General features: G+C 40.7%; 18 protein-coding genes and 6 pseudogenes. 17 read left to right on the top strand and 7 right to left on the bottom strand.

Going from position 1 to position 25,797, the window contains the following annotated elements:
* Positions 1 to 2 precede the first annotated feature (2 nt).
* Together ptsP and fruB are read right to left on the bottom strand one after the other, a co-directional pair.
* Positions 3 to 1,652: pseudogene (gene ptsP / locus C3F22_RS18850) on the bottom strand (phosphoenolpyruvate--protein phosphotransferase); the annotation flags it as partial.
* Positions 1,653 to 1,738: 86 nt separating this feature from the next.
* Positions 1,739 to 2,867: pseudogene (gene fruB, locus C3F22_RS18845) on the bottom strand (fused PTS fructose transporter subunit IIA/HPr protein); the annotation flags it as partial.
* A gap of 168 nt (positions 2,868 to 3,035) precedes the next feature.
* Here fruB and C3F22_RS18630 point away from each other — a divergent pair.
* Both C3F22_RS18630 and C3F22_RS15155 read left to right on the top strand, forming a co-directional pair.
* Positions 3,036 to 3,164, top strand: a pseudogene (locus C3F22_RS18630) (IS110 family transposase); the annotation flags it as partial.
* 37 nt (positions 3,165 to 3,201) lie between these two features.
* A pseudogene (locus C3F22_RS15155) lies at positions 3,202 to 3,336 on the top strand (IS3 family transposase); the annotation flags it as partial.
* Between the two features lie 343 nt (positions 3,337 to 3,679).
* Here C3F22_RS15155 and C3F22_RS15150 read toward each other — a convergent pair.
* Positions 3,680 to 5,299, bottom strand: coding sequence for an oleate hydratase (locus C3F22_RS15150; RefSeq protein ID WP_104426892.1), 1,620 nt, complete (start codon positions 5,297 to 5,299; stop codon positions 3,680 to 3,682).
* Between the two features lie 383 nt (positions 5,300 to 5,682).
* Between C3F22_RS15150 and C3F22_RS15145 the strand changes: the two genes are divergently transcribed.
* The 3 genes and pseudogenes from C3F22_RS15145 to C3F22_RS15135 all read left to right on the top strand — a co-directional run.
* A protein-coding gene (locus C3F22_RS15145; RefSeq protein ID WP_104427034.1) for an IS4-like element ISAba33 family transposase occupies positions 5,683 to 6,776 on the top strand; the annotation gives its coding sequence in 2 pieces (ribosomal slippage) (positions 5,683 to 6,226 and positions 6,226 to 6,776; 1,095 coding nt in all).
* 120 nt (positions 6,777 to 6,896) lie between these two features.
* Positions 6,897 to 7,031, top strand: a pseudogene (locus tag C3F22_RS15140) (IS3 family transposase); the annotation flags it as partial.
* 111 nt (positions 7,032 to 7,142) lie between these two features.
* Positions 7,143 to 7,265: pseudogene (locus C3F22_RS15135) on the top strand (VF530 family DNA-binding protein); the annotation flags it as partial.
* A gap of 258 nt (positions 7,266 to 7,523) precedes the next feature.
* On the opposite strand, the gene C3F22_RS15130 reads toward C3F22_RS15135, so the two are convergent.
* Positions 7,524 to 8,114 (bottom strand): TIGR00730 family Rossman fold protein, encoded by a 591-nt coding sequence (locus tag C3F22_RS15130; protein ID WP_005233278.1) that lies wholly within the window; start codon positions 8,112 to 8,114, stop codon positions 7,524 to 7,526.
* A 519-nt stretch (positions 8,115 to 8,633) separates the two neighbouring features.
* Between C3F22_RS15130 and C3F22_RS15125 the strand changes: the two genes are divergently transcribed.
* The 9 genes from C3F22_RS15125 (at position 8,634) to glmS (ending at position 18,590) form a co-directional block, all read left to right on the top strand.
* Positions 8,634 to 9,602: an alpha/beta hydrolase gene (locus C3F22_RS15125; RefSeq protein WP_104426891.1), complete on the top strand. Its 969-nt coding sequence runs from the start codon at positions 8,634 to 8,636 to the stop codon at positions 9,600 to 9,602.
* Positions 9,603 to 9,938: 336 nt separating this feature from the next.
* Positions 9,939 to 11,450 carry an aldehyde dehydrogenase family protein gene (locus C3F22_RS15120; RefSeq protein WP_104426890.1) on the top strand — a complete coding sequence of 504 codons (1,512 nt, stop codon included), beginning with the start codon at positions 9,939 to 9,941 and terminating at the stop codon, positions 11,448 to 11,450.
* A 412-nt stretch (positions 11,451 to 11,862) separates the two neighbouring features.
* Complete coding sequence (gene ribBA / locus C3F22_RS15115; RefSeq protein WP_104426889.1) at positions 11,863 to 12,984, top strand: bifunctional 3,4-dihydroxy-2-butanone-4-phosphate synthase/GTP cyclohydrolase II; 1,122 nt, start codon at positions 11,863 to 11,865, stop codon at positions 12,982 to 12,984.
* A gap of 11 nt (positions 12,985 to 12,995) precedes the next feature.
* Positions 12,996 to 13,466: a 6,7-dimethyl-8-ribityllumazine synthase gene (gene ribE, locus C3F22_RS15110; RefSeq protein ID WP_104426888.1), complete on the top strand. Its 471-nt coding sequence runs from the start codon at positions 12,996 to 12,998 to the stop codon at positions 13,464 to 13,466.
* Between the two features lie 4 nt (positions 13,467 to 13,470).
* Positions 13,471 to 13,920, top strand: coding sequence for a transcription antitermination factor NusB (gene nusB, locus C3F22_RS15105; RefSeq protein ID WP_005233270.1), 450 nt, complete (start codon positions 13,471 to 13,473; stop codon positions 13,918 to 13,920).
* Between the two features lie 17 nt (positions 13,921 to 13,937).
* Entirely contained in the window at positions 13,938 to 14,855 is a 918-nt protein-coding gene (gene thiL / locus C3F22_RS15100; protein WP_104426887.1) for a thiamine-phosphate kinase, read from the top strand.
* Between the two features lie 22 nt (positions 14,856 to 14,877).
* Positions 14,878 to 15,354, top strand: coding sequence for a phosphatidylglycerophosphatase A (locus C3F22_RS15095; RefSeq protein WP_052209084.1), 477 nt, complete (start codon positions 14,878 to 14,880; stop codon positions 15,352 to 15,354).
* Between the two features lie 20 nt (positions 15,355 to 15,374).
* Positions 15,375 to 16,739, top strand: a complete 1,365-nt coding sequence (glmU, locus tag C3F22_RS15090; RefSeq protein WP_104426886.1) for a bifunctional UDP-N-acetylglucosamine diphosphorylase/glucosamine-1-phosphate N-acetyltransferase GlmU — start codon at positions 15,375 to 15,377, stop codon at positions 16,737 to 16,739.
* Positions 16,740 to 16,751: 12 nt separating this feature from the next.
* Positions 16,752 to 18,590 carry a glutamine--fructose-6-phosphate transaminase (isomerizing) gene (gene glmS / locus C3F22_RS15085; RefSeq protein WP_104426885.1) on the top strand — a complete coding sequence of 613 codons (1,839 nt, stop codon included), beginning with the start codon at positions 16,752 to 16,754 and terminating at the stop codon, positions 18,588 to 18,590.
* Between the two features lie 599 nt (positions 18,591 to 19,189).
* On the opposite strand, the gene C3F22_RS15080 is transcribed toward glmS, so the two are convergent.
* The 3 genes from C3F22_RS15080 to C3F22_RS15070 all read right to left on the bottom strand — a co-directional run bounded on the left by C3F22_RS15080 (position 19,190) and on the right by C3F22_RS15070 (position 20,772).
* Positions 19,190 to 19,938 (bottom strand): IS5 family transposase gene (locus C3F22_RS15080; protein WP_407061124.1). Its coding sequence is split into 2 segments (ribosomal slippage): positions 19,190 to 19,704 and positions 19,704 to 19,938, totalling 750 coding nucleotides; the frame shifts between segments, so codons are not numbered across the junction.
* Positions 19,939 to 20,027: 89 nt separating this feature from the next.
* Positions 20,028 to 20,516 (bottom strand): GNAT family N-acetyltransferase, encoded by a 489-nt coding sequence (locus tag C3F22_RS15075; RefSeq protein WP_104426883.1) that lies wholly within the window; start codon positions 20,514 to 20,516, stop codon positions 20,028 to 20,030.
* Positions 20,506 to 20,772, bottom strand: a complete 267-nt coding sequence (locus C3F22_RS15070) for a DUF1778 domain-containing protein (RefSeq protein ID WP_039890759.1) — start codon at positions 20,770 to 20,772, stop codon at positions 20,506 to 20,508. The genes C3F22_RS15075 and C3F22_RS15070 overlap by 11 nt, the downstream gene beginning before the upstream one ends.
* A gap of 428 nt (positions 20,773 to 21,200) precedes the next feature.
* Between C3F22_RS15070 and C3F22_RS15065 the strand changes: the two genes are divergently transcribed.
* From C3F22_RS15065 to C3F22_RS15055, 3 genes are read left to right on the top strand one after another with little or no spacing between them, the layout of a single operon-like run.
* Positions 21,201 to 22,004, top strand: coding sequence for a TnsA endonuclease C-terminal domain-containing protein (locus C3F22_RS15065; protein ID WP_104426882.1), 804 nt, complete (start codon positions 21,201 to 21,203; stop codon positions 22,002 to 22,004).
* Positions 21,991 to 24,111, top strand: a complete 2,121-nt coding sequence (locus C3F22_RS15060) for a Mu transposase C-terminal domain-containing protein (protein WP_104426881.1) — start codon at positions 21,991 to 21,993, stop codon at positions 24,109 to 24,111. Before C3F22_RS15065 ends, C3F22_RS15060 begins: the two co-directional genes overlap by 14 nt.
* Positions 24,108 to 25,790 carry an AAA family ATPase gene (locus C3F22_RS15055; protein ID WP_104426880.1) on the top strand — a complete coding sequence of 561 codons (1,683 nt, stop codon included), beginning with the start codon at positions 24,108 to 24,110 and terminating at the stop codon, positions 25,788 to 25,790. Before C3F22_RS15060 ends, C3F22_RS15055 begins: the two co-directional genes overlap by 4 nt.
* Positions 25,791 to 25,797 lie beyond the last annotated feature (7 nt).

The following is a 25,797-nucleotide window of genomic DNA, read 5'->3' as shown; positions in this document are numbered from 1 at the left end:
AATTACTCCACCAATGCACGTACGGCAGACGCACTGTCACAAGTTAAGGCTTGCTGTGCGACCTGTTGGCAATTTATATAGTTCAAACCACGAATTTGCGCCTTCACCAATGGAATACTGGTACTCGACATACTCAACTCATCCACGCCCAAGCCTATCAATACAGGCACAGCTTTTGGATCAGCAGCCAATTCACCACAAATGCCCACCCATTTACCATGCTGATGTGCTGCCCGAACAGTTTGATCAATCAATAGCAAAATACTCGGATGTAAGCCATCAGCTTCAGCAGACAACAGTGGATGACCACGGTCAATCGCCAGAGTATATTGAGTCAAGTCATTGGTTCCAATACTAAAAAAATCAACTTCTTGAGCAAGAATTGGAGCCAATAATGCTGCCGCAGGAACCTCAATCATAATACCGACTTGTAAGTTTTCACATGGATGCTGTATGCGAACCTCATCCAAAATTGCTTTTGCTGCTCGCCATTCTTCAACCCGCCCAATCATCGGAAACATAATTCTTAATGGGCGATTATCCGCTGCTTTAAGTAAAGCAACCAATTGCTGACGTAACAACTCTGGCTTACGTAAAGTCAGACGAATACCACGTAAGCCCAAGAATGGATTTTCTTCCTTTTCAATAGGCAAATACGGCAAAGGTTTGTCCCCGCCCACATCAAGTGTACGTACCACCAATGGACGACCCGCCAAAGCATCTAACACCACCCGATAATCGGCTTCCTGTGTAGCCTCATCAGGCGCACTGCTGTGTGACATAAAGACCAATTCTGTGCGTAGCAAACCAATTGCTTCTGCCCCATCGGCCACAGCCTGTATCGTAGCGCCCACTTTGCCAATATTGGCTGCGATTTCAACTTGATGTTGATCCAGTGTGATGGCAGATTCTAAACAATGCTGTTCCGCTTGTTCTCGTAACTCACGCTGGCGTTGGCGCTCTGCAATGGCATGATCAATCTGACTTTGCTCGGGTGAGACCACATACTCACCAGTATCCCCATTAATTAGCACTGTGGCATGGTTCTCAATATTTAAAACAGCTACACCCGCACCTACGACTGCTGGAATAGCCAGAGCACGCGCCACAATGGCACTATGGGCACTCGCTCCACCAACCGCGGTCAAAATGCCTGCAACACGATCTTTATTCAGACGCGCTACATCACTCGGACCAACATCATGCATAATTAAGATATAAGGTTGCTCGGGTTCTGTGACATCGGCCACACCGCACAAAGCAGCCAAAACACGCTCACCAATATCCCTTAAATCAGCCGCACGCTCTGCCAGTAAACGATCGCTAAGTGCAGCCTGTGCGGTAGCAGCCACTTCAATATGATCATGCCAAGCTGCAGCAGCAGACAACCCCTGTTTTAAACCGCGTTGTACACTTTGGAGGAGGTCTGGATCATCCAGCATTTCCAAATGTGCCATGAAGATCTGCTTAATGGCAGTAGATTCAGTATGTGCAATGAATTGACGTAAGCTATTTTTCACCTGATGAAGCGCAATTTCGAGCTTTTCATTCTCAGCTTTAAAACTCTGTCCGCGACGTTCATAACTAAATTCGCGTGGCTTCACCACATGAGCAGGACCAAAAGCAAGGCCAGTTGATGCCGCAATACCGCAGCTACCCGTATCGCCATGTGATTCAAAAGGCATTAATTCCAAAGTATTTACGACTGGGTCACTACTGCTATGCTGATGAGATGCAAGGTCAACAGCTTCAACCTCTTCTCCTAAGCCCTGCTGAACTGCATCAATAATCTGTTCTAAGCTTGCTACAGCATCGGTATCAGGTTGTGCAATAAAAGTCAAAGTTTGTCCACGACGGCATCCCATAGCTAATAATTTGGTTAAACTTTTTGCCGAAACGTAAGCCCCCTCATCTACAGCAACGAGAATATCCCCTGCAAATTTCTTGGTCATATTGACCAAGTGTGTCGCGGGACGCGCATGTAGACCATGAGCATTAGCTAAGACAATACGACGAGATGGCCAATCAGGAATTAGTTCAGCACCAATTAACTGCGCCAATTGGTGACTATCTTGCTCTTGGTTGAGGATATGAACTTGTTCAGTATCAAACAAAATATCCATTAACCGTTGAAACCGTTGCATATCCAGTTGCTCATTACTGGCAATACACACCAAAGTCTTGAGCATTTCCTGCTGATGGCTTAAAACCTGTTCCGCTTTTACCAAACTTACAGCTGGGCTCAAAACATGCTGGTTAGAAGTGATCGACCAGACCCCCTCCCCTAAATGAATCATGCTGTTTAGGTTTAAACCCGACAGAAAACCACACTCCACCATTTTTTGCTGTTTCAGCAGCTGTGTTGCCTGCCAAATTAAATCTTCTACATCAAGTGCGGGAACTTGAGTGGCGATTAAATTTTCATGCAATGCCAAAGATGCAGGTTGGGCTTGTAATAATGCAATAATTTGCTCTGCGGATTGAGCATGTTTCACTTGATCAGCGACATCATTAATTAAAGCCCGCGTCAAAATTTGTAAGACTTGCAAATGCTCATCTGATTTCGCAGCAATCACTACTGCTAAATAAATTTTATTTTCACCGTCCCAAACAACTCCTTCAGGAAAGTGCGCCAGACGAATCCCAGTTTTTAAAATATATTGGCGAGACTGAGGCGTCCCATGCGGAATGGCAATTCCTTGCCCTAAATACGTTGCACTTTGTTGTTCGCGCACGGTCAACCCATGAATATAATCAGGTGTAACCAATTGGTCTTCGACCAAGATATCGACTAGACATTGCAACGCTTGTGCCTTATCAGTGGCGTGTTGTTTCATTCGAACATGTTGTATATCTAGCGCGAGCATAAAACGTCCTTGCAAAGCAGCATAGTGAGAAGATGCTTTTTACTGCAGAAAAAATAAGTCGAATTCTACTCAGGATTTACACAAAAATCTGTATTTTTTGATTTTATCTTCATGATCATCATTACAACGTAATTAAGAAACGACGAGATTCTTCAGAGTTCAGTGTTGCGATTATTAAGCTCGGGTAAGAATAAAATGTGTGCTTTAGGTGCTGCAATGCGCAAGCTTATATATCTGTGTTATAGCGTTTTAAAACATCAGACTGCCTATCAAAGAGATTATTTATTAGCCGAATAATCTCAAAACCTGATTGACTACCAAGACGATATCTCAGGTCGCTGACTTCACGTATATTAAAACTCATTCAGATTGGGTCTAAACCACATTTATTATTGATGTTTTTTCATGTGCAATTGTTGGCCGGAAAGTATCAACACGTAAGAATACAGATATGGTGCTTGATGCGCTGAGTTATGTATCGTCTTTTGAGCTTGAAGCAATGTACGATTATAAGATTAACCCGTTAGGTCAGGTGGCCTAACTTAAATAAAAAAGTCTCCGACAAACCCGGTACGGTTCAGTGCGTACACGGCCTCAACTTTCAATAAAGTATAAAAGGTGTTTGTGTAGGCAATACCCTTACTTTTGATAAGCCAAAAGAAAGCAAAAGCCTTTGTTACCCATACATAACATCCCTATTATGATGGATAACGTGTGGCATCCCTGCCACACTCGTGTATCCAAACGTTGCTTAAATTAAACTATGTAATAGTGGCGACATAAAGGTGCTCTTATCGCTATATATTAAAAACTTAGTGGAACACTGTTTCTAAAGCTTTTAAACCCACTTTGGGATCAAGTAGACCGTTGTAAATTTCAGGGATTTCACGTTCCACCCCAAAAAATTCATAAATGGCAAGCATCGCCCCACGAACTGAATATTCCACAGTAAAGACCACGTCATCTTCAATTTCCACAAACTGTCCAAGGAAAGCAAAGTTTTGTGAGCCTTGTGGAATTACCTGTGGACGGTCCCCCGGTTTACGGCAGGCGAATAGGGCAGAGGCGTATGGCATCATGGCGGTAGTAACATCAGTCGTTGCCAAAACATGATCTAAAATGTCGTCAAAACCGAGCTGTTTAATCAGTTCTGTTAGGATTTCTTGCCCCGTGGCTTCGGACATTGGTTTTTTGATGTAATCGCCTATATGGTCAATTTGGAAACCGTAGCCCCATAAGGTATATAAACCTTCAGGTAAGTCGGCAAAGTGTGGCTGTGCAGGAACCACGATGGATAAATGCCAACCCGACTCATACCAAGTCATGAGTGCGCCTGTGCCTGGTTCATTGCCTGTATAGTCAATAATACGTTTAAGTAGCACGTCATCTTTCATGGTCAGAGTGAAAGACTCCCACTTATGTTCATCGACATTGCCATAAAAAGTCATTGGACGGCCAAAGTCTGGGGCTTTTTGTGCCAGCGTTTCCCAAAGCGTCCAGCCATGATCTTCTCGATGACGAATAAGGGCAGGCACGTCATGATTACCGCCATAACGTGAGTCTGCTGTAATAGAGCCTAAAGTGAAAATAGCTAAATCATTGGCTTTCAGATTAATTTGCTCTGAGCCTTCAGGCAATTGTACATATAGGCGTGAAGCGTAGCGTTCTTGAGTTTCAGCATTGGTAATGAAGTCTGCATCTGTGACATAGTGTCCAAAACGCACATCGACGCCTTGTGCGACTAACCAACGCTGTAGGGGCAGAATCATCGAGTCATATTGGTTGTACTTGGTACGTTTCACACCCGCTAAGGTATGAATGCGTGGCAATTCTTGAATAAAACGCAAGAAATAGCGTCTTAACTCTGCTGCACTGTGCCATTTTTGAAAAGCGAAAGTCGTGCGCCACATGCGCCAGAAATTGGTTTCAAAAAAGGTATCATCAAAAAACTCATCAATGCGGCGACTGCCAATTTTTTCTTCTTTTGAAGCTAATAGGCGCAGCATCTGTGCACGATGTAGCGTATTCAGACCAAGCTTTGCTGCATCCGCAATGACATGTTCGGCATCAATCAACCGTGCATTGGCGTGGGTTTTCACTTTTTCATTAAACTCACGACATTCTTCACGCACCGAAATGTCTGGATTTTCCAAAGATGGAATACTGGAAAATAAGTCCCATAGGCACAAATAAGTTTCATCGGTCAGCATTCGCCCACCACGTGTTACCCAAGCTTGCGCGGCATGCGGTGTATGTCCACCATCCATCGAACCACCTGAAATATCGAGTTCTTCTAAAATATGGATATTTTTGGCAGGGACTTTGGCATCACGGATTGCAAATGCAGCAGCAGCCATACCTGCGATACCACCACCAATAATCCAAAGATGGGACTGTTGCGCGTCTAATTGGGTGCGCTTCTTATTTTGCATGGTTCACCTTTAATTATGATATTAAAAATTATGAAGTAAAAAAATTGGTTTAGAAAAACCTTAAAAATAGTATGTCTTTTTATATATGAAAAATGTATGAAATGGGAAGCAATCCCCTCATTATATTTTGTAATCAAAAATAGACGTATGATGGCTATTTTTAATACACATTTGTCTTTTTATTAAAATTGAATATGATCTAAATAATTGATGTTAATGTTTATTGTTGAGTAATTGCTCTATTGTTGTTTTCACTATGCCGTATGCTAAATTTCTTTAAAAATAGGCTTTTTATTTATCATTAAAAAATATTTTTGTACACGACAAAAAAAGATAACTCATTGAAATAATGGCATAATACTTGTTTTCTGACGACGAATATGATGACACATTTCAATGAGTTACATCTCATCTTAAACAAATATCTAAAGTGGAACAAGTCACATGCAAAATGTTTTACACTGATTATGCTTGCATTAATTGTAAAACAGACATGTAATCTTTCTTCTGCATCTAAAGCCTTACCCATCAAGTGCTTACCACAATCATTTTATCGACGTATACAACAACGCTTCTTTGCAGATCAGTATTTCGATTATCGTCAAATTTCTCAGTTAATTTTCAATATATTTTCATTCGATAAAGTCCAATTAACTTTGGATAGAACTAATTGGAAATGGGGAAAACGAGATATTAATATCTTGATGTTAGCCATCGTCTATCGTGGAATAGCGATACCTATTGTTTGGACATTGCTCAATAAACGTGGAAATTCAGATACAAAAGAGCGTATTGCTTTGATTCAACGCTTTATCTCCATTTTTGGTAAAGATCGTATTGTGAATGTGTTTGCAGACAGAGAATTTATCGGTGAGAAATGGTTTACATGGTTAATTGAAAATGACATTAACTTCTGTATACGTGTTAAAAAAACTTTATTGTGACCAATCACTTAGCCAAGAATCATAAAATTAGTGATTTATTTCGTCATCTTCAAGTTGGTCAAACTGAATGTCGTAAACGACGTATTTGGGTTGGTCGAGTGAAACTGTATATTAGTGCGCTACGATTAGAAGATGGAGAGCTTTTACTTGTTGTTTCTCCTATGTTTAATGCTTCTGCTATTCGTGATTATGCATTACGCTGGCAAATCGAAACGTTATTTAGTTGTCTCAAAGGACGTGGATTCAATCTTGAAAATACTCGTTTAACAGACCCTAGACGAGTCAAGAAATTGATAGCAGTGCTAGCTATCGGTTTCTGTTGGTGCTATTTAACAGGTGAATGGCAACATGATCGGAAAAAAGCGATAAAAATAAAGAAGCATGGACGACTTTCAGTAAGTTTATTTCGCTACGGTTTGGACTATGTTCAAATGGCTATTCTACGTTTGATTGGTTTTGGAAAAAAAGAAGAATTTAAGAAAGTGCTAGCAATTTTAAGAAAGAAAAAGCCTGATAGGACAAGGATCCTATGAAATTTGTCGTGTACAGAGATCTGTGTTATAGCGTTTTAAAACATCAGACTGCCTATCAAAGAGATTATTTATTAGCCGAATAATCTCAAAACCTGATTGACTACCAAGACGGTATCTCAGGTCGCTGACTTCACATATATTAAAACTCATTCAGATTGGGTCTAAACCACATTTATTATTGATGTTTTTTCATGTGCAATTGTTGGCTGGAAAGTATCAACACGTAAGAATACAGATATGGTGCTTGATGCGCTGAGTTATGTATCGTCTTTTGAGCTTGAAGCAATGTACGATTATAAGATTAACCCGTTAGGTCAGGTGGCCTAACTTAAATAAAAGTCTCCGACAAACCCGGTACGGTTCAGTTTTTGCATAGACCCAAGTGTTAAATTATCATTATGATTCTTGCGTACCACACCATGGACACGTGAAAAAGTAGAAAGCTTATATTTGTACGTCTTACGCCAAAAGGCCAAACAGAAACCGTAGCCTCAGGCAACACCCCTCTCATCATAAAATTATACCAGTCAGTAAAACACTCTTAGATTAAGCATATGAATGTTGGTTATTATTGTTGATTATCACAATAAATTAGTGACCAAAAATCAAAGTACCCTACCCCACCTTAAATTACGTCACACAAAATTAAAACTCTATATAACTGTTATATATAGAGTTTATTAACATACCAATTATGTAATTTAGTGTATTTTATGTCGGTGACTCTTGCCAAGGTTGGGGTATTACTCATACCGATTCTACTGCCTTTACGCTTTTATTCCATTTCGGTTCAGGCGCATGATAATGCTCCACAGCATCCAATACTTCCTCAATTGAACTTGAGAAGATCAAGGCATCGGTAAAACGTGACTGGGTAAATCCAGCCTCAGTCGTTTTCATCAGGAAATTTAGTAATTCATCATAAAATCCGTGGATATTTAAAAATGCACAAGGTTTCTGATGAAGGCCCAACTGCCCCCAAGTCAACTGCTCAAAAATTTCTTCTAAAGTCCCCACCCCGCCCGGCAAGGCAATAAACGCATCTGCCAGATCAGACATTTTTGTTTTACGTTCATGCATATTTTTCACTACATGCAGCTCTGTTAACAGCGGATGAGCCAATTCTGCATCGACCAGATTTTGTGGAATCACTCCAATGACTGTTCCACCGGCATTTAAGGCACTATCAGCCACAACACCCATCAGACCAGCTCGGCCACCCCCATAAACCAGTGTGATTCCACGATTCGCAATAGACTCACCCAAAGCTTGGGCCTGCTCTTTAAAATTTTTGCTATTCCCCATAGCTGAACCACAAAAGACTGCAATAGATTTCATTTTTTATCCCCTCATCAATCAACATATTCTAACTGCATTAAAATAAAAAAATTGTCTTAAAAACAGGCAAAATAGCCATAAGCGGCTAGTTTATCGAAGCTCATGATTCAGAATAAATCCTCACTTCTACAGAAAATATGGATAATTTTTAGTCAGACATATACGCATTGACTTACATCGATTCTGGTTCTTTGCGGCTATCCCGGATAGTGGAATTTTCCTATGATACTTACATCAGGAACAGGAAGTTCCATATAACAATCACAATAGATAAGCACAAGGATTGTAAGGTACGACAGGAGTTATACCGAGCTAACCAATACGAAAAACCCCGGCAGGATGCCGGGGTTTTTTATTAATCTTTATATTAGTCAATCAGGTTACTAATGACCTGAGATTTTATATTTGGCTATTCTCTGAATGGTACTACTGATCTGGAATGGGTCAGACAGCAGGATTTGACAAATGCAAGCCAATCCACAAAGATAAGTGAATAAAAATAATCATGAGTAGAACAATATGTCCCATCCGCTTTCCAGCCTTGAATATCAACCTGATATTCTGGGTGAAGGTTATGAACAGGCCACTTTAGAATTTCCGCCAGATACTGAAGGTACAGTAGTTGCCACACTGATCCGCAAAAAGACAGACCAGCCCACCTCTAAAGCTGTCCTCTATATTCACGGCTTTATTGATTATTTTTTCCAGACTGAAATGGCAGAGCGTTTTAATCAGCAAGGTTTTGATTTTTATGCGTTGGATTTACGTAAATATGGCCGATCCTATATGTCCCATCAGAAACTTTATAATGTCTATCATCTATCAGAATACGATGCAGAAATCAGTCAGGCTCTCGAAATTATTGGACAGGAAGGCCATGATACGGTTTTACTCAGTGGCCATTCTACCGGCGGACTAATTACTACCCTGTATGCAGCACATCATCCAGATCATCCCTTAATTAAAGGCTTATGGCTCAATAGTCCTTTTTATGACTTTAATATGACACCTTTTGAGAAAAAGTTTCTGGTGCCTAAATTGAGCCGTCTGGGAAAACGTTTTCCGGAAATGCTATTTCCTAGCCGCTTAAACCGTCATTATGTGCCCAGCCTGCATATTAGCTATCAGGGGGAATGGCATTTTGATCTGGAATGGAAAAAACCCAGCTATCACTGGGTGCGTCTGAGTTTTGTACATGCCATTCACGAAGCACAAAAAGAAATTCATCAAGGTGTACGTTTAAATATTCCGACTTTGCTGATGCATGCCCATAAAACCACTTATCCCCTACGTTTTAACCGTAATGCCCAAACCAGTGATGTGATTCTTCAGGTACACGACATGATTGAACATGCACAGAAAATCCAGGGCGATGTGCAACTCTGTTCGATTCAAAATGGGGTACATGATCTGGTTCTTTCAGAAAAACCGGTTCGTGAGCAGGTCTATCAGCAGCTATTTCAATGGCTGGAGAATAAGGCCCTATAAGCCAGATGAATAAGATAGGTAGAAAGCTCTGCCTGTCTTATTTTCCAATAATTTTATTTACCTATTTTTCCTGAATATAAAATAAAAATATCAAGCTGATCAGTAATGCTTTTTACATATTAAAATCATCTCATTACAACAATAAGATATTGAAATTTATAAAAATAATAAATTCTATTTTTATTCAAATGTTGCCTTTTGTAGCAAGCTTGTAAGTATTTATCCTGCGATTTTTTTCCCTCTCTATAGTAGAGCTGAGATGTTGAATCTGAGGACTTTTGCAGAGTAGAAGTGGTTCGGCATTCATCAATAATAATCATATCAAGGAATAGAATTATGCGTTATGCAGATCCCAATACTGACGGTTCAAAAGTGCAATTTAAATCCCAATACGAAAACTTCATTGGCGGAAAATGGGTCCCACCCATCAAAGGTGAATATTTTGATAATGTCTCTCCCGTAGATGGTAAAGCCTTTACCAAAGTTCCGCGCTCATCAGTGGAAGATATTGAATTGGCCTTGGATGCAGCGCACAAAGCCAAAGAACAATGGAACAGAACATCGCCGACCACCCGCTCCAATATTCTGTTGAAAATTGCCGACCGTCTGGAACAAAATCTGGAAATGTTGGCTGTAGCAGAAACCTGGGACAATGGAAAACCGATCCGAGAAACCCTGGCAGCAGATATTCCTCTCGCGATTGACCATTTCCGTTATTTTGCCGGCTGTATTCGCGCCCAAGAAGGTGGCATTTCCGAAATTGATGAAGATACCATTGCCTACCATTTTCATGAACCTTTAGGTGTGGTTGGGCAGATTATCCCGTGGAACTTCCCGATTCTAATGGCTGCCTGGAAACTGGCCCCTGCTCTCGCAGCCGGAAACTGTATTGTGTTGAAACCCGCTGAACAGACGCCGGTGAGTATTTTGGTACTGGTTGAGCTGATTCAGGATCTGTTGCCTGAAGGTGTGTTAAACATCGTGAATGGCTACGGCGTTGAAGTCGGCCGTCCACTGGCGACTAATCCACGCATTGCCAAGATTGCCTTTACCGGTTCTACCGCTGTGGGTCAGCTGATCATGCAATATGCAACTGAAAATATTATTCCGGTAACGCTGGAACTTGGCGGTAAATCACCAAACTTGTTCTTTGCTGACATCATGGACCAAGAAGACGATTATCTGGAAAAAGCTCTGGAAGGCTTTGCCATGTTTGCCCTGAATCAGGGTGAAATTTGTACCTGTCCTTCACGTGCGCTGGTTCAGGAAAGTATTGCCGACCAGTTCCTGGAACTCGCAGTAGAGCGAGTGAAAAAGATCAAGACTGGTCATCCATTGGATACTGAGACCATGATCGGCGCGCAGGCTTCTCAGGAGCAGCAGGACAAAATTCTAGGCTGTATTGCAACGGGCCGTGAAGAAGGTGCTGAAATCTTGTTAGGCGGCAATGAACGTCAGGAAGTGAGACAAGGCTTTTATATCGAGCCAACGATTTTTAAAGGTTCCAATGACATGCGCACCTTCCAGGAAGAAATTTTTGGACCGGTATTGGCAGTGACGACTTTTAAAGACTTTGATGAAGCCATCAAGATTGCCAATGATACGATTTATGGACTCGGTGCCGGTGTCTGGTCACGTTCAGCACATACCTCTTATCGTGCTGGTCGTGCGATTCAGGCCGGTCGGGTCTGGACCAACTGCTATCACATCTACCCGGCTCATGCAGCCTTTGGTGGATATAAAAAATCCGGGATTGGCCGCGAAAACCATCGCATGATGCTGGATCATTATCAGCAAACCAAAAACCTGTTAGTGAGTTATTCAACCAAACCAGCAGGCTTCTTCTAAACTGATCTAAATTCGGGTGGACTTCAGTCCGCCTGATTCATTCATTATTTCAAACAGAATTTTAAACTGATTGGTAAAAAATTTATAAAGGAAAGAATGAGGAGGTATACGTATTCTTAGGGACTGTATTAAACTAATAAATAAAACTGCATAAAAAATAAGAGATTATTTATAGTTATGTTGATTTTAAATAAGTTTGTCATTTTTTATGCTTTCCGATCGTTTAAAAATCCAGCATAAAGCCTGTGCTTTCATTTAAAGTCGACTTTTCATGCTACGCAAGACTGTGTATAACAATGAACCCCTGAGGGAAAGCAATAAGCATAGGCAAAATTGCTTAAAAAGCGTTAGACTATGCAGTAATAACGTCATGATTCGGTCTGGTATAGATCAAAAAAGAAGGTGAAGGTTGATGCCGCTCAATACAGTTGAAGAGCTTGTAGCAGATATCCGTGCAGGAAAAATGGTTATCCTGATGGATGACGAAGACCGTGAGAATGAAGGCGATCTGGTGATTGCTGCGACCCACGTGCGTCCTGAAGACATCAACTTTATGATCACCCATGCGCGTGGTCTGGTTTGCCTGACTTTAAGCAAAGAACGTTGCCAGCAGTTAAATCTACCCTTGATGGTAGATGCCAATGGCGCTCAGCACGGAACCAACTTCACCCTTTCAATTGAAGCAGCCAACGGAATTACTACCGGTATTTCTGCAGCTGAACGTGCGCACACCATTCAAACTGCGGTGGCTGCACATGCCAAACCAAGTGACATTGTGCAACCCGGTCATATTTTCCCATTGATGGCGCAACCAGGTGGCGTATTGCACCGTGCCGGTCATACTGAAGCCGGTTGTGACCTGTCTCGTCTTGCGGGTCTGGAACCTGCATCTGTGATCTGTGAAATCATCAAAGAAGACGGCACCATGGCGCGTCGTCCAGATCTTGAAATTTTCGCAGAAAAACATGGCCTGAAAATTGGCACTATTGCTGATCTGATTCACTACCGTATGACCAATGAGCAAACGGTTGAGCGTATTGATCAGCAAACTATAGATACTGAATACGGTGTGTTTGATCTCTATCGTTACCGTGAAATCGGTAACCCGGACATTCATTTAGCACTGGTGAAAGGTCAGCCTAAAGACGGCGTGACGACTGTACGTGTGCATGGCTTTAACCCAACCCGTGATTTATTAAAGCTGAACAAGCAAGATGGTGAACCGGCCTGGAATCTGGACCGTGCCTTAAAAGAAATTTCAAACAGTGATCGTGGTGTTCTGGTCTGGATTGGCCAGCGCCATTTACAGGACTTAGGCCCTGCCCTAGATACACTGACAGCACCAAAAAATGTAAAATCCAATGCTGCACTTTCCCAGCAGTATCAGACCATTGGTGTCGGCGCACAAATTTTACGTGACCTCGGCGTGGAAAAAATGAAGCTGCTCAGCTCTCCATTACGTTTCAATGCCCTGTCCGGCTTTAACTTAGAAGTGGTGGAATACATCACCGCACAACAAACATCAGAGAAATAATCGAGGTTCCTATGGTAGTTCGCCGTATTGAAGGTATGTTGCATCTCGCGAACGAAGACCGTTATGCGATTTTAGTTGGTCGTTTTAATAGCTTTGTTGTTGAACATCTGTTAGAAGGTGCCATTGATACATTGAAACGCCATGGCGTATCAGAGGATAATATCACTGTTGTTCATGCACCTGGTGCTTGGGAACTTCCTGTAGTTGCGAAAAAACTGGCAGCTTCAGATCGTTTCGATGCCATCATCGCGCTGGGCGCTGTGATTCGTGGCAGCACGCCTCACTTCGATTTTGTAGCTGGTGAGTGTGCCAAAGGTCTGGGCGTAGTTGGCTTGGACACTGGCTTACCAGTGATTAATGGTGTATTGACTACGGATAGTATCGAACAGGCGATTGAACGCTCGGGTACAAAAGCAGGTAATAAAGGTAGTGAAGCTGCCTTAACTGCTATTGAAATGGTTAACTTGTTAAAGGCTATTTAACGTTATGTCGCAAACACTTCAAGCAACTTATGCAGCAAAACGTAAAGCACGTCGCTTTGCTGTACAAGGAATTTATGAATGGCAGATGAGCCACAATCCGGTGCATGAGATTGAAGCACGTACTCGTGTGGACAATGCCATGCACAAAGTGGATCTCAGCTATTATCATGAATTGTTGACTCAAGTGGTTGCCAATCATGAAGCATTGGATGCTTTGCTTATCCCTGTGCTGGATCGTGAACTTTCTGCACTTGATGGTGTAGAACTCGCTACACTTCGCCTAGGCGCCTATGAACTCAAAGAACATCTTGAGATTCCATACCGCGTGGTTCTGGATGAAGCAATTGAGTTAGCTAAACACTTTGGCGGTGCAGACAGCCATAAATACATCAATGGTGTATTGGACCGTTTAGCGACAACTTTACGTGCAGCAGAAAAACAGCAAGCCAACTAATCTAGTCGAATTGTTGTATGGCTGAGTTTTCGATTATCGATACCTATTTTAATCGTCAGAATAAAAATTCTGTCGATTTAGGCGTTGGCGATGACTCAGCCTTGCTCACCCCTCCTCTACAGCAACAACTGGTCATCTGTGCCGACACCCTCGTTGCTGGACGTCATTTTCCTTTAGACACCGATCCTCATGCGATTGGCTGGAAATCTGTCGCTGTTAATCTTTCTGATATTGCAGCCATGGGCGCGACCCCGCATAGTATTTTACTCGCCTTGAGCCTACCCCAAATTGATCATGACTGGTTAAAAGCCTTTAGTCAGGGTCTCTATGATTGTTGCGATCAATTTGGTGTGAGCTTAATTGGTGGTGATACCACACAAAGTCCTCATTTGACCTTATCTGTGACTGCCCTGGGCTGGGTAGAGATTGGTAAAGCTGTACCCCGTTCAGGTGCCAAGCCTGGTGATCTGATTTGTGTATCCGGTACAGTGGGTGATGCTGCTTTTGCTTTAAATCATTTTGGTCATCCATTACAGAAACGTTTGGATTATCCAACCCCACGCTGTCAGTTGGGTACTGCCTTAAAAGGCCTAGCCAACAGTATGATTGATGTCTCGGATGGCCTCGCACAGGATCTGGAACATATTCTCAAAGCTTCTCAGGTAGGAGCGACTTTAGGACTTGAAAAGTTACCGATCAGTCCTGCCCTGCAGGCATTAAATGATGAACAGCGTTGGCAATACGCACTCGCGGGTGGTGATGACTACGAGTTATGCTTTACAATAAGCCCGCAAAATTACGAAAAATTATTGCAAAAACATCTGGATGTTTCGATTAGTATAATTGGCTCCATTCAGCAGCAACACGGTTTAACTTTTGAAAAAGATGGCGTAGATCATTCACTTCAATTTAACGGATATCAACATTTTGCATAAACTTGCGATCAATTTTAAAAGCATGTCATGGATCAACCGGCTCATTGTCTTTAGTGGGGTAGGATTTGGTTCTGGTCTGGCGCCTAAAGCGCCCGGAACTTTTGGTTCAGCTTTTGCACTTTTATTTGTACCCATCTGGCTCTACTTAGGTTTTGTAAATAGTCTTTTTGCCATTGTCATCATGTCCCTGATTGGCATATATATCTGTGGCCAAACAGCCAAAGTCATGGGTGTACATGATGATGGACGCATTGTCTGGGATGAGTTTGCAGGACAATCCATCACCTTTTTGCCACTGATCTATTTAGGTCAGATGAACTGGTTATGGCTACTCATTGGCTTTGCCCTGTTCCGATTATTTGATGTCTGGAAACCTTGGCCGATTCGAGTCATTGACCGTCAGGTTGGGGGTGGTTTTGGCATCATGCTGGATGACATTATCGCTGGCCTCTGGGCAGCACTTTGTATTTGGATTTATTTTTACTTCACGATGGCTTAAGCCATATCTAGGATTAGAACATGTCTACGACTGTGATTATTCTTGCTGCAGGTAAAGGAACCCGTATGCGTTCCAACTTACCGAAAGTATTACAACCGCTTGCAGGACGACCTTTACTCGGCCATGTGGTCGACACAACAAAAAAACTCAATGCAGACAATATTATTACCATTTATGGTCATGGCGGTGAGCAGGTTCAGTCCGCATTTGCAGACCAAGATATCCAGTGGGTAGAACAAGCTGAACAGTTTGGTACTGGTCATGCCGTACAAATGACACTACCTGTTTTGCCGAAAGATGGTATTTCACTAATCCTGTCTGGTGATGTCCCTTGTATTAGCCAGCAGACGCTTCAGAATCTGCTCGATGCTACTCAAGAGCAAGGTATTGGCCTAGTGACATTAACGCTTGCAGATGCCAGTGGTTATGGTCGTATTGTGCGTAAAGATGGTCAGATTCAAGCCATTGTTGAACATAAAGATGCTTCTAAAGAACAGCGTCAAATTAAAGAAATTAATACCGGTATTTATGCAGTCAGCAATGCCAAATTACATGAATGGCTTCCACGTTTAAGCAATGACAATGCCCAAGGTGAATATTACCTGACGGATATCGTGGCAATGGCACTGGCAGATGGTATGAGTGTTGCATCTGTAGAACCTGAGCTGGCTTTTGAGGTGGAAGGCGTCAATGACCGTGTGCAACTGGCTGCATTGGAGCGTCAGTTCCAGGCTTATCAAGCTAAACAGTTGATGCAGCAAGGTGTACATCTGATTGACCCAAGCCGTTTTGACTTACGAGGCCAACTCACTGTTGGTAAAGATGTGCGTATCGATATCAATGTCATTATCGAAGGTGATTGCGAACTCGGTGATAATGTTGAAATCGGTGCAGGCTGCGTGATTAAAAATACCAAGATTGCTGCGGGTACTAAAGTTCAGCCATATAGCGTGTTTGATAATGCTGTTATCGGTGAAGATGCACAGATTGGTCCATTTGCACGCTTGCGTCCAGGGGCAAAACTGGCAGCTGAAGTCCATATTGGTAACTTTGTTGAAGTCAAAAACTCAAGCATTGGTCTAGGTTCTAAGGCGAATCATTTCACTTACTTAGGTGATGCTGAAGTCGGTAGCGGTTCCAATATTGGTGCAGGGACGATTACCTGCAACTATGACGGTGCCAACAAATTTAAGACTATCATTGGGGATCATGCTTTTATTGGTTCTAACAGCTCTCTGGTTGCACCGGTCCAGATCGGTAATGGCGCGACAGTGGGAGCGGGTTCAACGATTACCCATGATGTGGCAGAGAACAGTTTAGCGGTAGAACGTTCTAAGCAATTTGCCAAAGAAAACTATCAGCGTCCGCAAAAAATCAAGAAATAAGAGGAAGTTAGTATGTGTGGTATCGTCGGTGGCATCGCGGAACGTAATATCAGCAATATCTTAATTGAAGGCCTAAAACGTCTTGAATACCGTGGTTATGACTCTGCGGGTCTGGCCTTAATCAATAATAGCCAGGTGCTCCGTGAACGTCGTGTGGGTAAAGTCGCGAACCTTGAACAAGCTGTGAATGAATCACAGATTAATGGTTCATTAGGCATCGCTCATACACGCTGGGCAACTCATGGTAAACCGACTGAAAACAATGCTCATCCCCATATTTCGGGTAATGTTGCTGTGGTTCATAACGGTATCATTGAAAATTACCAGGAGCTGAAAGATGATCTTGAAGCTTTAGGCTATGTATTCACTTCACAAACTGATACTGAAGTGGTTGCCCATCTGGTCAATGATGCACTGAAATCTACCCCTAGCCTGCATGAAGCTGTTCGTCAGGTCGTACCACAGCTGAAAGGCGCTTATGCGCTCGGGATCGTACATACAGATCATCCAGATGAATTGATTACTGTTCGTGAAGGTTCACCATTGGTGATTGGTGTCGGGATTGGTGAAAACTTTATCAGTTCTGACCAGTTGGCTTTATTACCAATTACCAATCGCTTCATCTATCTCGAAGAAGGCGATATTGCACGTTTAACCCGTACTACCATTGAAGTATTTGTTGATGGCCAGTTGGTGGATCGCCCAGTAAAAGAACTGGATGCAACCGTGAGCAATGCTTCTAAGGGTGAATATAAGCACTATATGCTCAAAGAAATCTATGAGCAGCCTGAAGCGCTACAACAGACCATTTCACAAGCCCTAAATGGCAATACACTGCGTGAAGACTTTCTGGTGAATGCTGAACAGGATTTTTCAACAATCCAGCAAATCCAAATTATTGCCTGTGGTACCAGTTACCATGCCGGTATGATTGCTAAATACTGGTTTGAACAGCTGATTGATCTGCCTTGTCAGGTCGAGATTGCCAGTGAATTCCGCTACCGTACGCCAGTGATTGTCAATAACACACTCTATGTGTGTATTTCCCAGTCAGGTGAAACAGCTGATACCTTAGCTGCTCTGCGTGATACCCAAAAACGTGCTGCATCAAAAGGTGTAAACATTACGACGATGACGATTTGTAATGTCGCTACATCTTCAATGGTACGTGAAACAGATTACAGTCTGCTGACTTTAGCGGGTCCTGAAATTGGTGTGGCTTCTACCAAAGCATTTACCACTCAGTTGGCTGCGCTGATGCTACTGGTACTGAAAATCGGTACAGTGAAAAATGCCATTTCAGCTGAACAGATGACTGAGATCACCACTGGACTATGGCATATGCCTAAGGTACTTCTGGATACCTTAAGTCATGATGATGAAATTCTGCGTCTCTCTGAACTGTTTGTAGAGAAACAGCATTGTCTGTTCCTCGGTCGTGGTACACACTTCCCGATCGCATTGGAAGGTGCTCTTAAGCTAAAAGAAATTTCCTACATTCATGCGGAAGGTTATGCGGCGGGTGAGCTGAAGCACGGTCCATTGGCACTGGTGGATAATGATATGCCTGTAGTGATTCTGGCGCCACAAGATGACATGCTTGATAAACTGAAATCCAATATGGAAGAAGTTCAGGCACGTGGTGGTGAATTATTTGTCTTCGCTGATGAAAATAGCGGTATTAAAGCCAAAGAACGTCAGCATGTCGTGCATATTCCTGAAGTAAACGCTGTTTTAGCGCCAATTGTTTATTGTATTCCAGTACAGCTACTGTCTTATCATGTGGCAGTCCTGCGTGGTACTGATGTTGACCAGCCACGTAATCTGGCAAAATCAGTAACAGTAGAATAACTCATAAAATTAGCCTGTTATTGTGTTCGTATAATTAAGTTTGTATCAAATAATTAAGTTTAGATTTAATTATTTAAGTTTGTATATTAATGAAGTAAACGAACAAAACTCTACCCTGTAGACCCAGTGATTCTTCACCAAGTCTACAGGGTTTTTAATATAATTAAATTCAAATTAGAATCACACCAGAAATATAAAATTATTACTAATACATTCAACGATATAGATATATAAAAATCTCACCCTAGATTCAAAAAGCATCCCTTTTTGACCTCATCTTGAAAACATTTCATTTTTATTTAAAGTATGCTTCACCTTTCTGAGCAAGAATTCGTATTTTAAAAGTGGAAAAATCCAATACTTAATACAAACTTAATTTCACCTAAAATTCAGGATACCAAATCTTAATACAAACTTAATTTTAAAATTGAAAAACAATGAATAATATATATCAAAAACTTATGATAAAAAATAAAACAAACTTAATTAAATTACCATAATTAGACGCAATATTTGGTCATAAAGCAAAATAAGGGATAAGGAACTATGTGCAAACTCTGAATAAGTCTATTAGCTATTCCTGTTACTAGGGTGTGTCCTCATTTGGCTTTGCACCAAATAAATATGCAGGCTATACGCATAGATTTATAATTGCGTGCTAGTTTATCAAATCGAGTTGCAATAGCACGGAAATGTTTTAATCTCGCAAAAGCATTTTCAACTAAATGTCTTAATTTATATAGATATTTATCAAATTCCTTATTCGATCTCTTACTGTTTGATCTCAATGGAATAATAGGAATCATATTCTTGTTCTTAGCACATATTCGAATGTGCTCAGCATCATATCCCTTGTCAGCAATGAGATATGTTGCCTCGCCTACAATATCAATCAGTTGTTTTGCAACTTGACTGTCGTGGACGTCACCCCCAGTGATTTTAAAATCAATCGGTAATCCATTCGCCTCGGTTGCAAGATGTATTTTTGTTGTTTGTCCACCGCGTGATTGTCCAATTGCTCTTTCGAAACCATACCGAGCTCCACTTGCATGTTGATGCACGCGTATGTAGCTTCCGTCAATGAATACCCATTCTTGATCCAAGACGCCTCGTAATCTAAAAAAAATTTATCCCATAATCCCTTACTTGCCCAGCGATTAAAGCGATTGTAAGCAGTTTGCCAAGGGCAAAATTCTTGAGGAATATCGCGCCATGTGGCACCTGTGCGCAGTTTCCATAAGATGGCCTCCATGATATTTCTACTGTTTTTTGAACAGTAACAACCATGTAATCGCATAGTATCTTGAATTTGCTGCCAGATATCATCGGTAAGAAGAGTACGTGCCATTGAAAATATAGAAATAAAAATAACTCAAAGGAGGATTTTAAGTATTTAAAACCAATTCTTCAAATGAGGACACGCCCTAGCAGCCTACCTTATTTAAAATGAGGTATTTCATTCACTGGATATATTAATGTTAATGGATTTGATGTTAATGAGATAAAGCCAAACCGCTGATAAAACTCCATAGCTTTTTGATCCTTAGCATGTATTACAACAAAATTAACACCAATAATTTGAGCAACTTTTGAAACTTGTTTAAGAGCATGTGCTAAAAGTACTTTTCCAACTCCTTGCCCCTGTGCTGCTTGATCAACGGCAAAGCGCCCCACAACCACACAAGGTAAGGGATAACGAGGTAATCGTTTAGTGAGAACAGCATCAACCCCATCAAATCCTATAGAGGTACTTGATAGACAATAAAACCCCCTCACCTGTGCATCATCATCAATAGCAACATAGGTTTTACTTGTTCCTGATTTCTGATGTTGGGATGCGTATTGTTTTATGAACTTATTTAAATCATCTTGCCCACAATTAAATGATTTTTTCTGATGATGGGCTTGTAAAACCTCAATTTTCATCCAATAAACTCATTAAATTTTTCATCTCATCATTTGCAGGGCGCGGATTTTCAAGCAAATTCATTAACATATCACGATCAGCATTATTTACTTTTAACTCGTGATTAGATTTAAGTAATTCTTTTGCTCGTTCAAATGAGGATTGGATCATAAAGGAACTCACACTAAGACCCAATAAATTCGCAGCTTGCTCAATTACATTCTTTGCATCTACGGTTGAACGAACATTGATTCGTTCTGTTGCTAAGTTAGCCATATTTTCCACCAATTTGTACATCATAATGATGTACAAATTATAGCAGATTAAGGTAGTACTTTAAGATCTAAATTTACATATTTTGTTCTAAAATATTTGGAATAGAAAATAAGCATTTTACTATGAACCAGAATGAATGGTCGGGTTTGAGTCTGAATATGCAGTTGGTTTACATAAGAATATGCAACGATGTTTACTAAGATGTAATTTGAATACTTTTGCCTATCATCAACGTTTTTTAAACTCATCAATTGAGTATTAAAATACTAGATTAATCATTAAGTCACTGAATTAAATAAATAATTAAATAAAAATTATAAAATTTTGTTTGTATATAAATATATTTAAGTTTGTATGTTTTTGCCAAATACAAAATTACCCCCCTTCAGATATGATTAATTATCCACCAAAATCCACAGGTCTTCTGTATGGCAAAAACTATAAAAAACTATGAAGAACTAGTAACAGAAGGGTATGGTCAGGGCCATGGACGCGATTATAAACCTTGTAAAACTGTTCAAAACTTCAGTTCAATTGGTCGCTCTCACAGAGTACAAGGCCGTGTCAGTAAACGTCTTCATCACTTATTTTCTGATCTAGAGCTATCTACCTTTTTACTGCTTGACTGGAATCAGAATGTTACAGATATTCGCGAACATTATCCTTTGGATATCTATGATCTTAACTCCATCTGTTCTCGTTTCCGAATGAAAAAAGTATCGGTTGACTATCTACCTTTTACCCTATCTTCAGATTTTTTAGTTGATTTTGGCAAGTTTTCTATAGCCCTCGACACTCTTTATAGCAAGGATCTGAATAAAGCTCATATTATTGAGTCTTTAGAAATTAAACGTCGTTACTGGGAAGAAGAGCACAATACGCCATTCAAGCTGATTACTGAAAAGGATATTCCTGCTACGGTACTAGAGAACATTAAATGGCTATATGTAGAAAAAAATGACCTTGAAATAACAAATCATATGATTGATCAAGCAATTTATTTTATGGAAGAAATTAGCCAGTATCCTCAAAGCTCATTGATCTCCTTCTGTAACCATACTGACCAAACTCAAAAAATGGGTATCGGAACGACGCTCGCATTGTTTAGAAAAATATTTGCCCTGCGAATACTGCAATTTAATCTAGAAATTTCATACCTGGAGCTTAAACTTTCTGATATTCATGCAAGTAATTTGCTCCAGAATGAGAATACTGTCCATGCAACTAATTAATTCAGTTTACATCTTGAATTCAACACAATACCGGATACTCAAATTCTTACCGAAGTATACGGTATGGATTGCGATTGATAATAAAAATGCTTTTCCTGAACTCATTTTGTCCAAGGAACTTCAAACTCTCTCAGATGATCAAAGCCTAATACCAGCTCAAGATCCTTATGAATACTTAAAACGATTAAACTTGAGTGAAGATTCTATTCAACTCAAAAAAAGGGATGAAAACTTTCTAATTATTCAAGATCTAATTAATGATGAACAAGTTCTTATCAATGCAAAAATCAGGACTGCAAAAATTAAAACTATACATCTAGAGAAAGAAGTATCAATTAATAAAATTCTACGACTCCTAAGACGCTACTGGCAGCGTGGTCAAACTATAAATGCCTTGGTACCGGACTATGAAAACTCAGGTGGAAAAGGCCAAAAAAGAGCTATAGGTGATAAAAAAATTGGCAGACCACGCATCTATGAATCGAATGAAGGTAAGAATGTCACTGAACAGGTTGAATTATATTTTAAGAAAGCCATCGAAGAGTATTTAGTTCCTGTTAAAAGACAATCCATTAACGAAACTTATCTTCGATTTAAAAATTTATTTTCCAAGCACTTTCCTCAAGTGCAAGCCGCAGATATTCCAACATATGCCCAATTCTATTATTTTTATAATACGCGATACAGGAATAAGAACAATTCCAAGGCAATTCTGACGAATCAGAAAACTCTGAAAGATCACAAACCTCTGACTTCAACAGCGACCAAGCACGCAAATGGTCCTGGTGCACGTTATGAGATAGATTCAACAATCGCTGATATCTACCTTATATCATCACGAGATCCATCACAGATTATTGGCAGACCTACCGTATATATTGCTATCGATGTATTTAGCCGGATGATTACTGGGCTTTATGTCGGTATGGAAAACAGTTCCTTTAACACAGCCATACAATGCCTCAGCGTCGCAATCCAAGATAAAGTGATATTCTGTCAGAGTTACGGCTTGCAAATACAAGCGGAAGACTGGCCTATTTATGGTTTACCTGGTGCCATACTTGCAGACCGCGGTGAACTAATTGGCTATCAAATCGAACTTCTTGAAAAAAACTTTTCTGTTCGAATTGAAAATGCACCACCGTATCGAAGCGATGCCAAAGGTATTGTGGAGAGGGCTTTCGGACTCATTCAGTCACGCTTTAAATCCTACGATAATATCGGTGTCGTTTCTGGATTCAAGGAAAAAAAGAAAGGCGGGCATGATTATCGGCTAGAAGCTTGTCTGACTCTGGAAGAGTTCAGAAAAATCATATTAAGCTGCATCTTATTACACAATAAGTTTGATGTCTTGACGAAATATGATCGCAGTGCCGATATGCCAACTGACTTGCCTTCTATTCCCCTTAACCTCTGGCAGTGGGGTCTACAGCACCGTACTGGGATGTTAAGACAAGTGGATAACAAATCACTATATGTTGGTTTGTTACCTAGGATCGACGCTTCCTTAAGTGACAAAGGACTTAAAGTCAAAGGCTTACTCTATCAATGTTTGGAAATGCATCAACGAGGATGGTTTATTCGTAATACGACCAAATCCCGCCCTAAAAAGTTGCGAATTGGTTTTGACCCATACTCAGTAAATACTATTTATGTTTTCTTTGATGAAAATAAATTGGAATATTGGGAAGCCCATTTAAGCGATGCCTCACGTCAATATAAAAACCTGACTTGGTGGGAAGCTGAACAAATTCAAAAAGCAATCAAAACTGTTGAAAAACAACATTCGCAACTCAAGTCTGTAGCCATCAGTGAATTGCAAGATTTTACTGACAACATCATTAAGTCAGCACAGAGTCGGCGAGCTCAAGAGGGAGTTCACCAACTTTCTAACGCACAACGTACTCGAAATATCCGTCAGAACAAACAAGAAGCCATGCAGATGGAACGTGCGGAACACCTACAAAACAGGCCTTTTAATTCTATCCGGACTATCAATCCCAACAAAGATAATACTCCCCCCCCCTCATCTCAAACTGGCAATCTAGATTTGACAAGTCAACCAGATTTAATGAGACAATTATTTGAAGAGGACGATGAAGAATGAATAATAATGAACTCGCGATTAATACATCAATAGAAGACATCTATGGGGATAATCCTCTCATTACTCAATTACCGCCCATTCTTGACACGAAGTCGGTTATTAAACACCTACGAGGGAAACTAAAATTTATTCCAGAGCAGCGTTTTTTGCCTCAACCGGAAAGAATTCATCTAATTGCTCAACTGCCTCATGATTTTTTCCAACCACTCACCAAACATCTATCCCTTGAACAAAAAATTTCTATCATGATCCGGCAAGGTTACGTGAGTAGAAACATCAATAATGGTGATAGACACAGGCATTTGCACGCGGCTTTTCAACAACTAGAACCTTCAAATGAAAACTCTTACCGCTATGCCCCTCCAGAATCAACAGCAACTAGCATGTCCATTATAGGATGTTCAGGAAGCGGCAAAACAACGACGATGAACAAGATTTTGCGTTATTACCCGCAAGTGATTGAGCATAAACAACTGGGGTTAAAACAAATTGTTTATCTTAAAATTGATTGCCCGCATGATAGCTCTTTAAAAAACTTATGCTCAAACTTTTTTAGAGCGGTAGATTTAGCATTAGGAGATACTAACTTCGAGCATCGTTTCACCAGAAGTCGCTTAAATGTGAATGCTATGCTGCAGCAGATGAAAATTATCGCAAATAATTATTCTATTGGACTTTTAATCATTGATGAAATCCAGCATTTGAATACAAAAAAATCTGGCGGGGCTGAAATCATTCTTAATTTCTTTGTCACACTTGTGAATGTGGCATCCATTCCAATTGTGATGATTGGGACACCCAAAGCCAATGAAATTTTGCAAGAAGACTTGAGATCAGCTAGACGCAGTGCGGGATTAGGCTCTTTAATTTGGGAACCTATGCGCAATGAAGCGCCTACTCCCAATCCTAGTGCACCTGATCAAATGATTATTTCTGAATGGTATGCTTTTACCAACAAGCTGTGGCAATATCAATGGGTTCAACAACCTGCTGAACTGAGCGATGAGCTACGAGCCACTTGGTATTATTATACGCAGGGTATTCCAGATCTAGTGGTTAAGTTGTTCTGTCTGGTACAAATTCATGCCATCACCATCGGCCTGGAAAAAATAACATCAGAATTATTTAAAAAAGTCTATGAAGAACAATTGCAGCCAGTTCACGATATTCTAGATGCGCTGCGTTCAGGTAATCCTGCACGTATTGCACGGTATTCTGACCTCACTATCCCTCAAGTTCAAATTGAGGAGTATGTTGAACAACACCGTTTTAAAGCCGCATTAAAAACAGAAAAACAGCATAAAGATCTAGGACCGCATTATTCTACCCTCATTGGCATGCTGACAGCATTAGGTCATCCCGCTGCTACAATAGAACCGCATGTCACTTCTGCATTAAAAAAATATCCAAAAGAAAACTTACAGGTTCTCCTCCAGCATATTCTGGAAGTATTAGACAGTTCTGTAGCAGAAGATAAGTATAGACAGCATCAAACCACGACTCCGGCAAGGAAGCCAAGGACCTCTCGTAAAGTCATGAAAATGGAGGAATGGAAGAGTACTGAAACGAATGACTTACGAAACTTTTTCAGTCAAGCACAAGAACAGGATGTAGATGTTTATGAGTTATTAAAATCATCGCACTATTTGTTTGATCCTACCCGTCCCATTTTGCATTAAGCAACAA

Origin of the sequence: Acinetobacter sp. ACNIH1, assembly GCF_002934695.1 — a bacterium.
In the GTDB taxonomy this organism is placed as follows: domain Bacteria; phylum Pseudomonadota; class Gammaproteobacteria; order Pseudomonadales; family Moraxellaceae; genus Acinetobacter; species Acinetobacter variabilis.
Note: the sequence above shows the minus strand (reverse complement) of the source record. Positions and strands in the feature narration are given on the sequence as shown.

Coding starts and splice junctions, on each gene's coding strand:
- C3F22_RS15150 (WP_104426892.1), bottom strand. CDS start 5,299: ATGCAAAATAAGAAGCGCACCCAATTAGACGCGCAACAGTCCCATCTT.
- C3F22_RS15130 (WP_005233278.1), bottom strand. CDS start 8,114: ATGAAATCTATTGCAGTCTTTTGTGGTTCAGCTATGGGGAATAGCAAA.
- C3F22_RS15125 (WP_104426891.1), top strand. CDS start 8,634: ATGTCCCATCCGCTTTCCAGCCTTGAATATCAACCTGATATTCTGGGT.
- C3F22_RS15120 (WP_104426890.1), top strand. CDS start 9,939: ATGCGTTATGCAGATCCCAATACTGACGGTTCAAAAGTGCAATTTAAA.
- ribBA (WP_104426889.1), top strand. CDS start 11,863: ATGCCGCTCAATACAGTTGAAGAGCTTGTAGCAGATATCCGTGCAGGA.
- ribE (WP_104426888.1), top strand. CDS start 12,996: ATGGTAGTTCGCCGTATTGAAGGTATGTTGCATCTCGCGAACGAAGAC.
- nusB (WP_005233270.1), top strand. CDS start 13,471: ATGTCGCAAACACTTCAAGCAACTTATGCAGCAAAACGTAAAGCACGT.
- thiL (WP_104426887.1), top strand. CDS start 13,938: ATGGCTGAGTTTTCGATTATCGATACCTATTTTAATCGTCAGAATAAA.
- C3F22_RS15095 (WP_052209084.1), top strand. CDS start 14,878: ATGTCATGGATCAACCGGCTCATTGTCTTTAGTGGGGTAGGATTTGGT.
- glmU (WP_104426886.1), top strand. CDS start 15,375: ATGTCTACGACTGTGATTATTCTTGCTGCAGGTAAAGGAACCCGTATG.
- glmS (WP_104426885.1), top strand. CDS start 16,752: ATGTGTGGTATCGTCGGTGGCATCGCGGAACGTAATATCAGCAATATC.
- C3F22_RS15075 (WP_104426883.1), bottom strand. CDS start 20,516: ATGAAAATTGAGGTTTTACAAGCCCATCATCAGAAAAAATCATTTAAT.
- C3F22_RS15070 (WP_039890759.1), bottom strand. CDS start 20,772: ATGGCTAACTTAGCAACAGAACGAATCAATGTTCGTTCAACCGTAGAT.
- C3F22_RS15065 (WP_104426882.1), top strand. CDS start 21,201: ATGGCAAAAACTATAAAAAACTATGAAGAACTAGTAACAGAAGGGTAT.
- C3F22_RS15060 (WP_104426881.1), top strand. CDS start 21,991: ATGCAACTAATTAATTCAGTTTACATCTTGAATTCAACACAATACCGG.
- C3F22_RS15055 (WP_104426880.1), top strand. CDS start 24,108: ATGAATAATAATGAACTCGCGATTAATACATCAATAGAAGACATCTAT.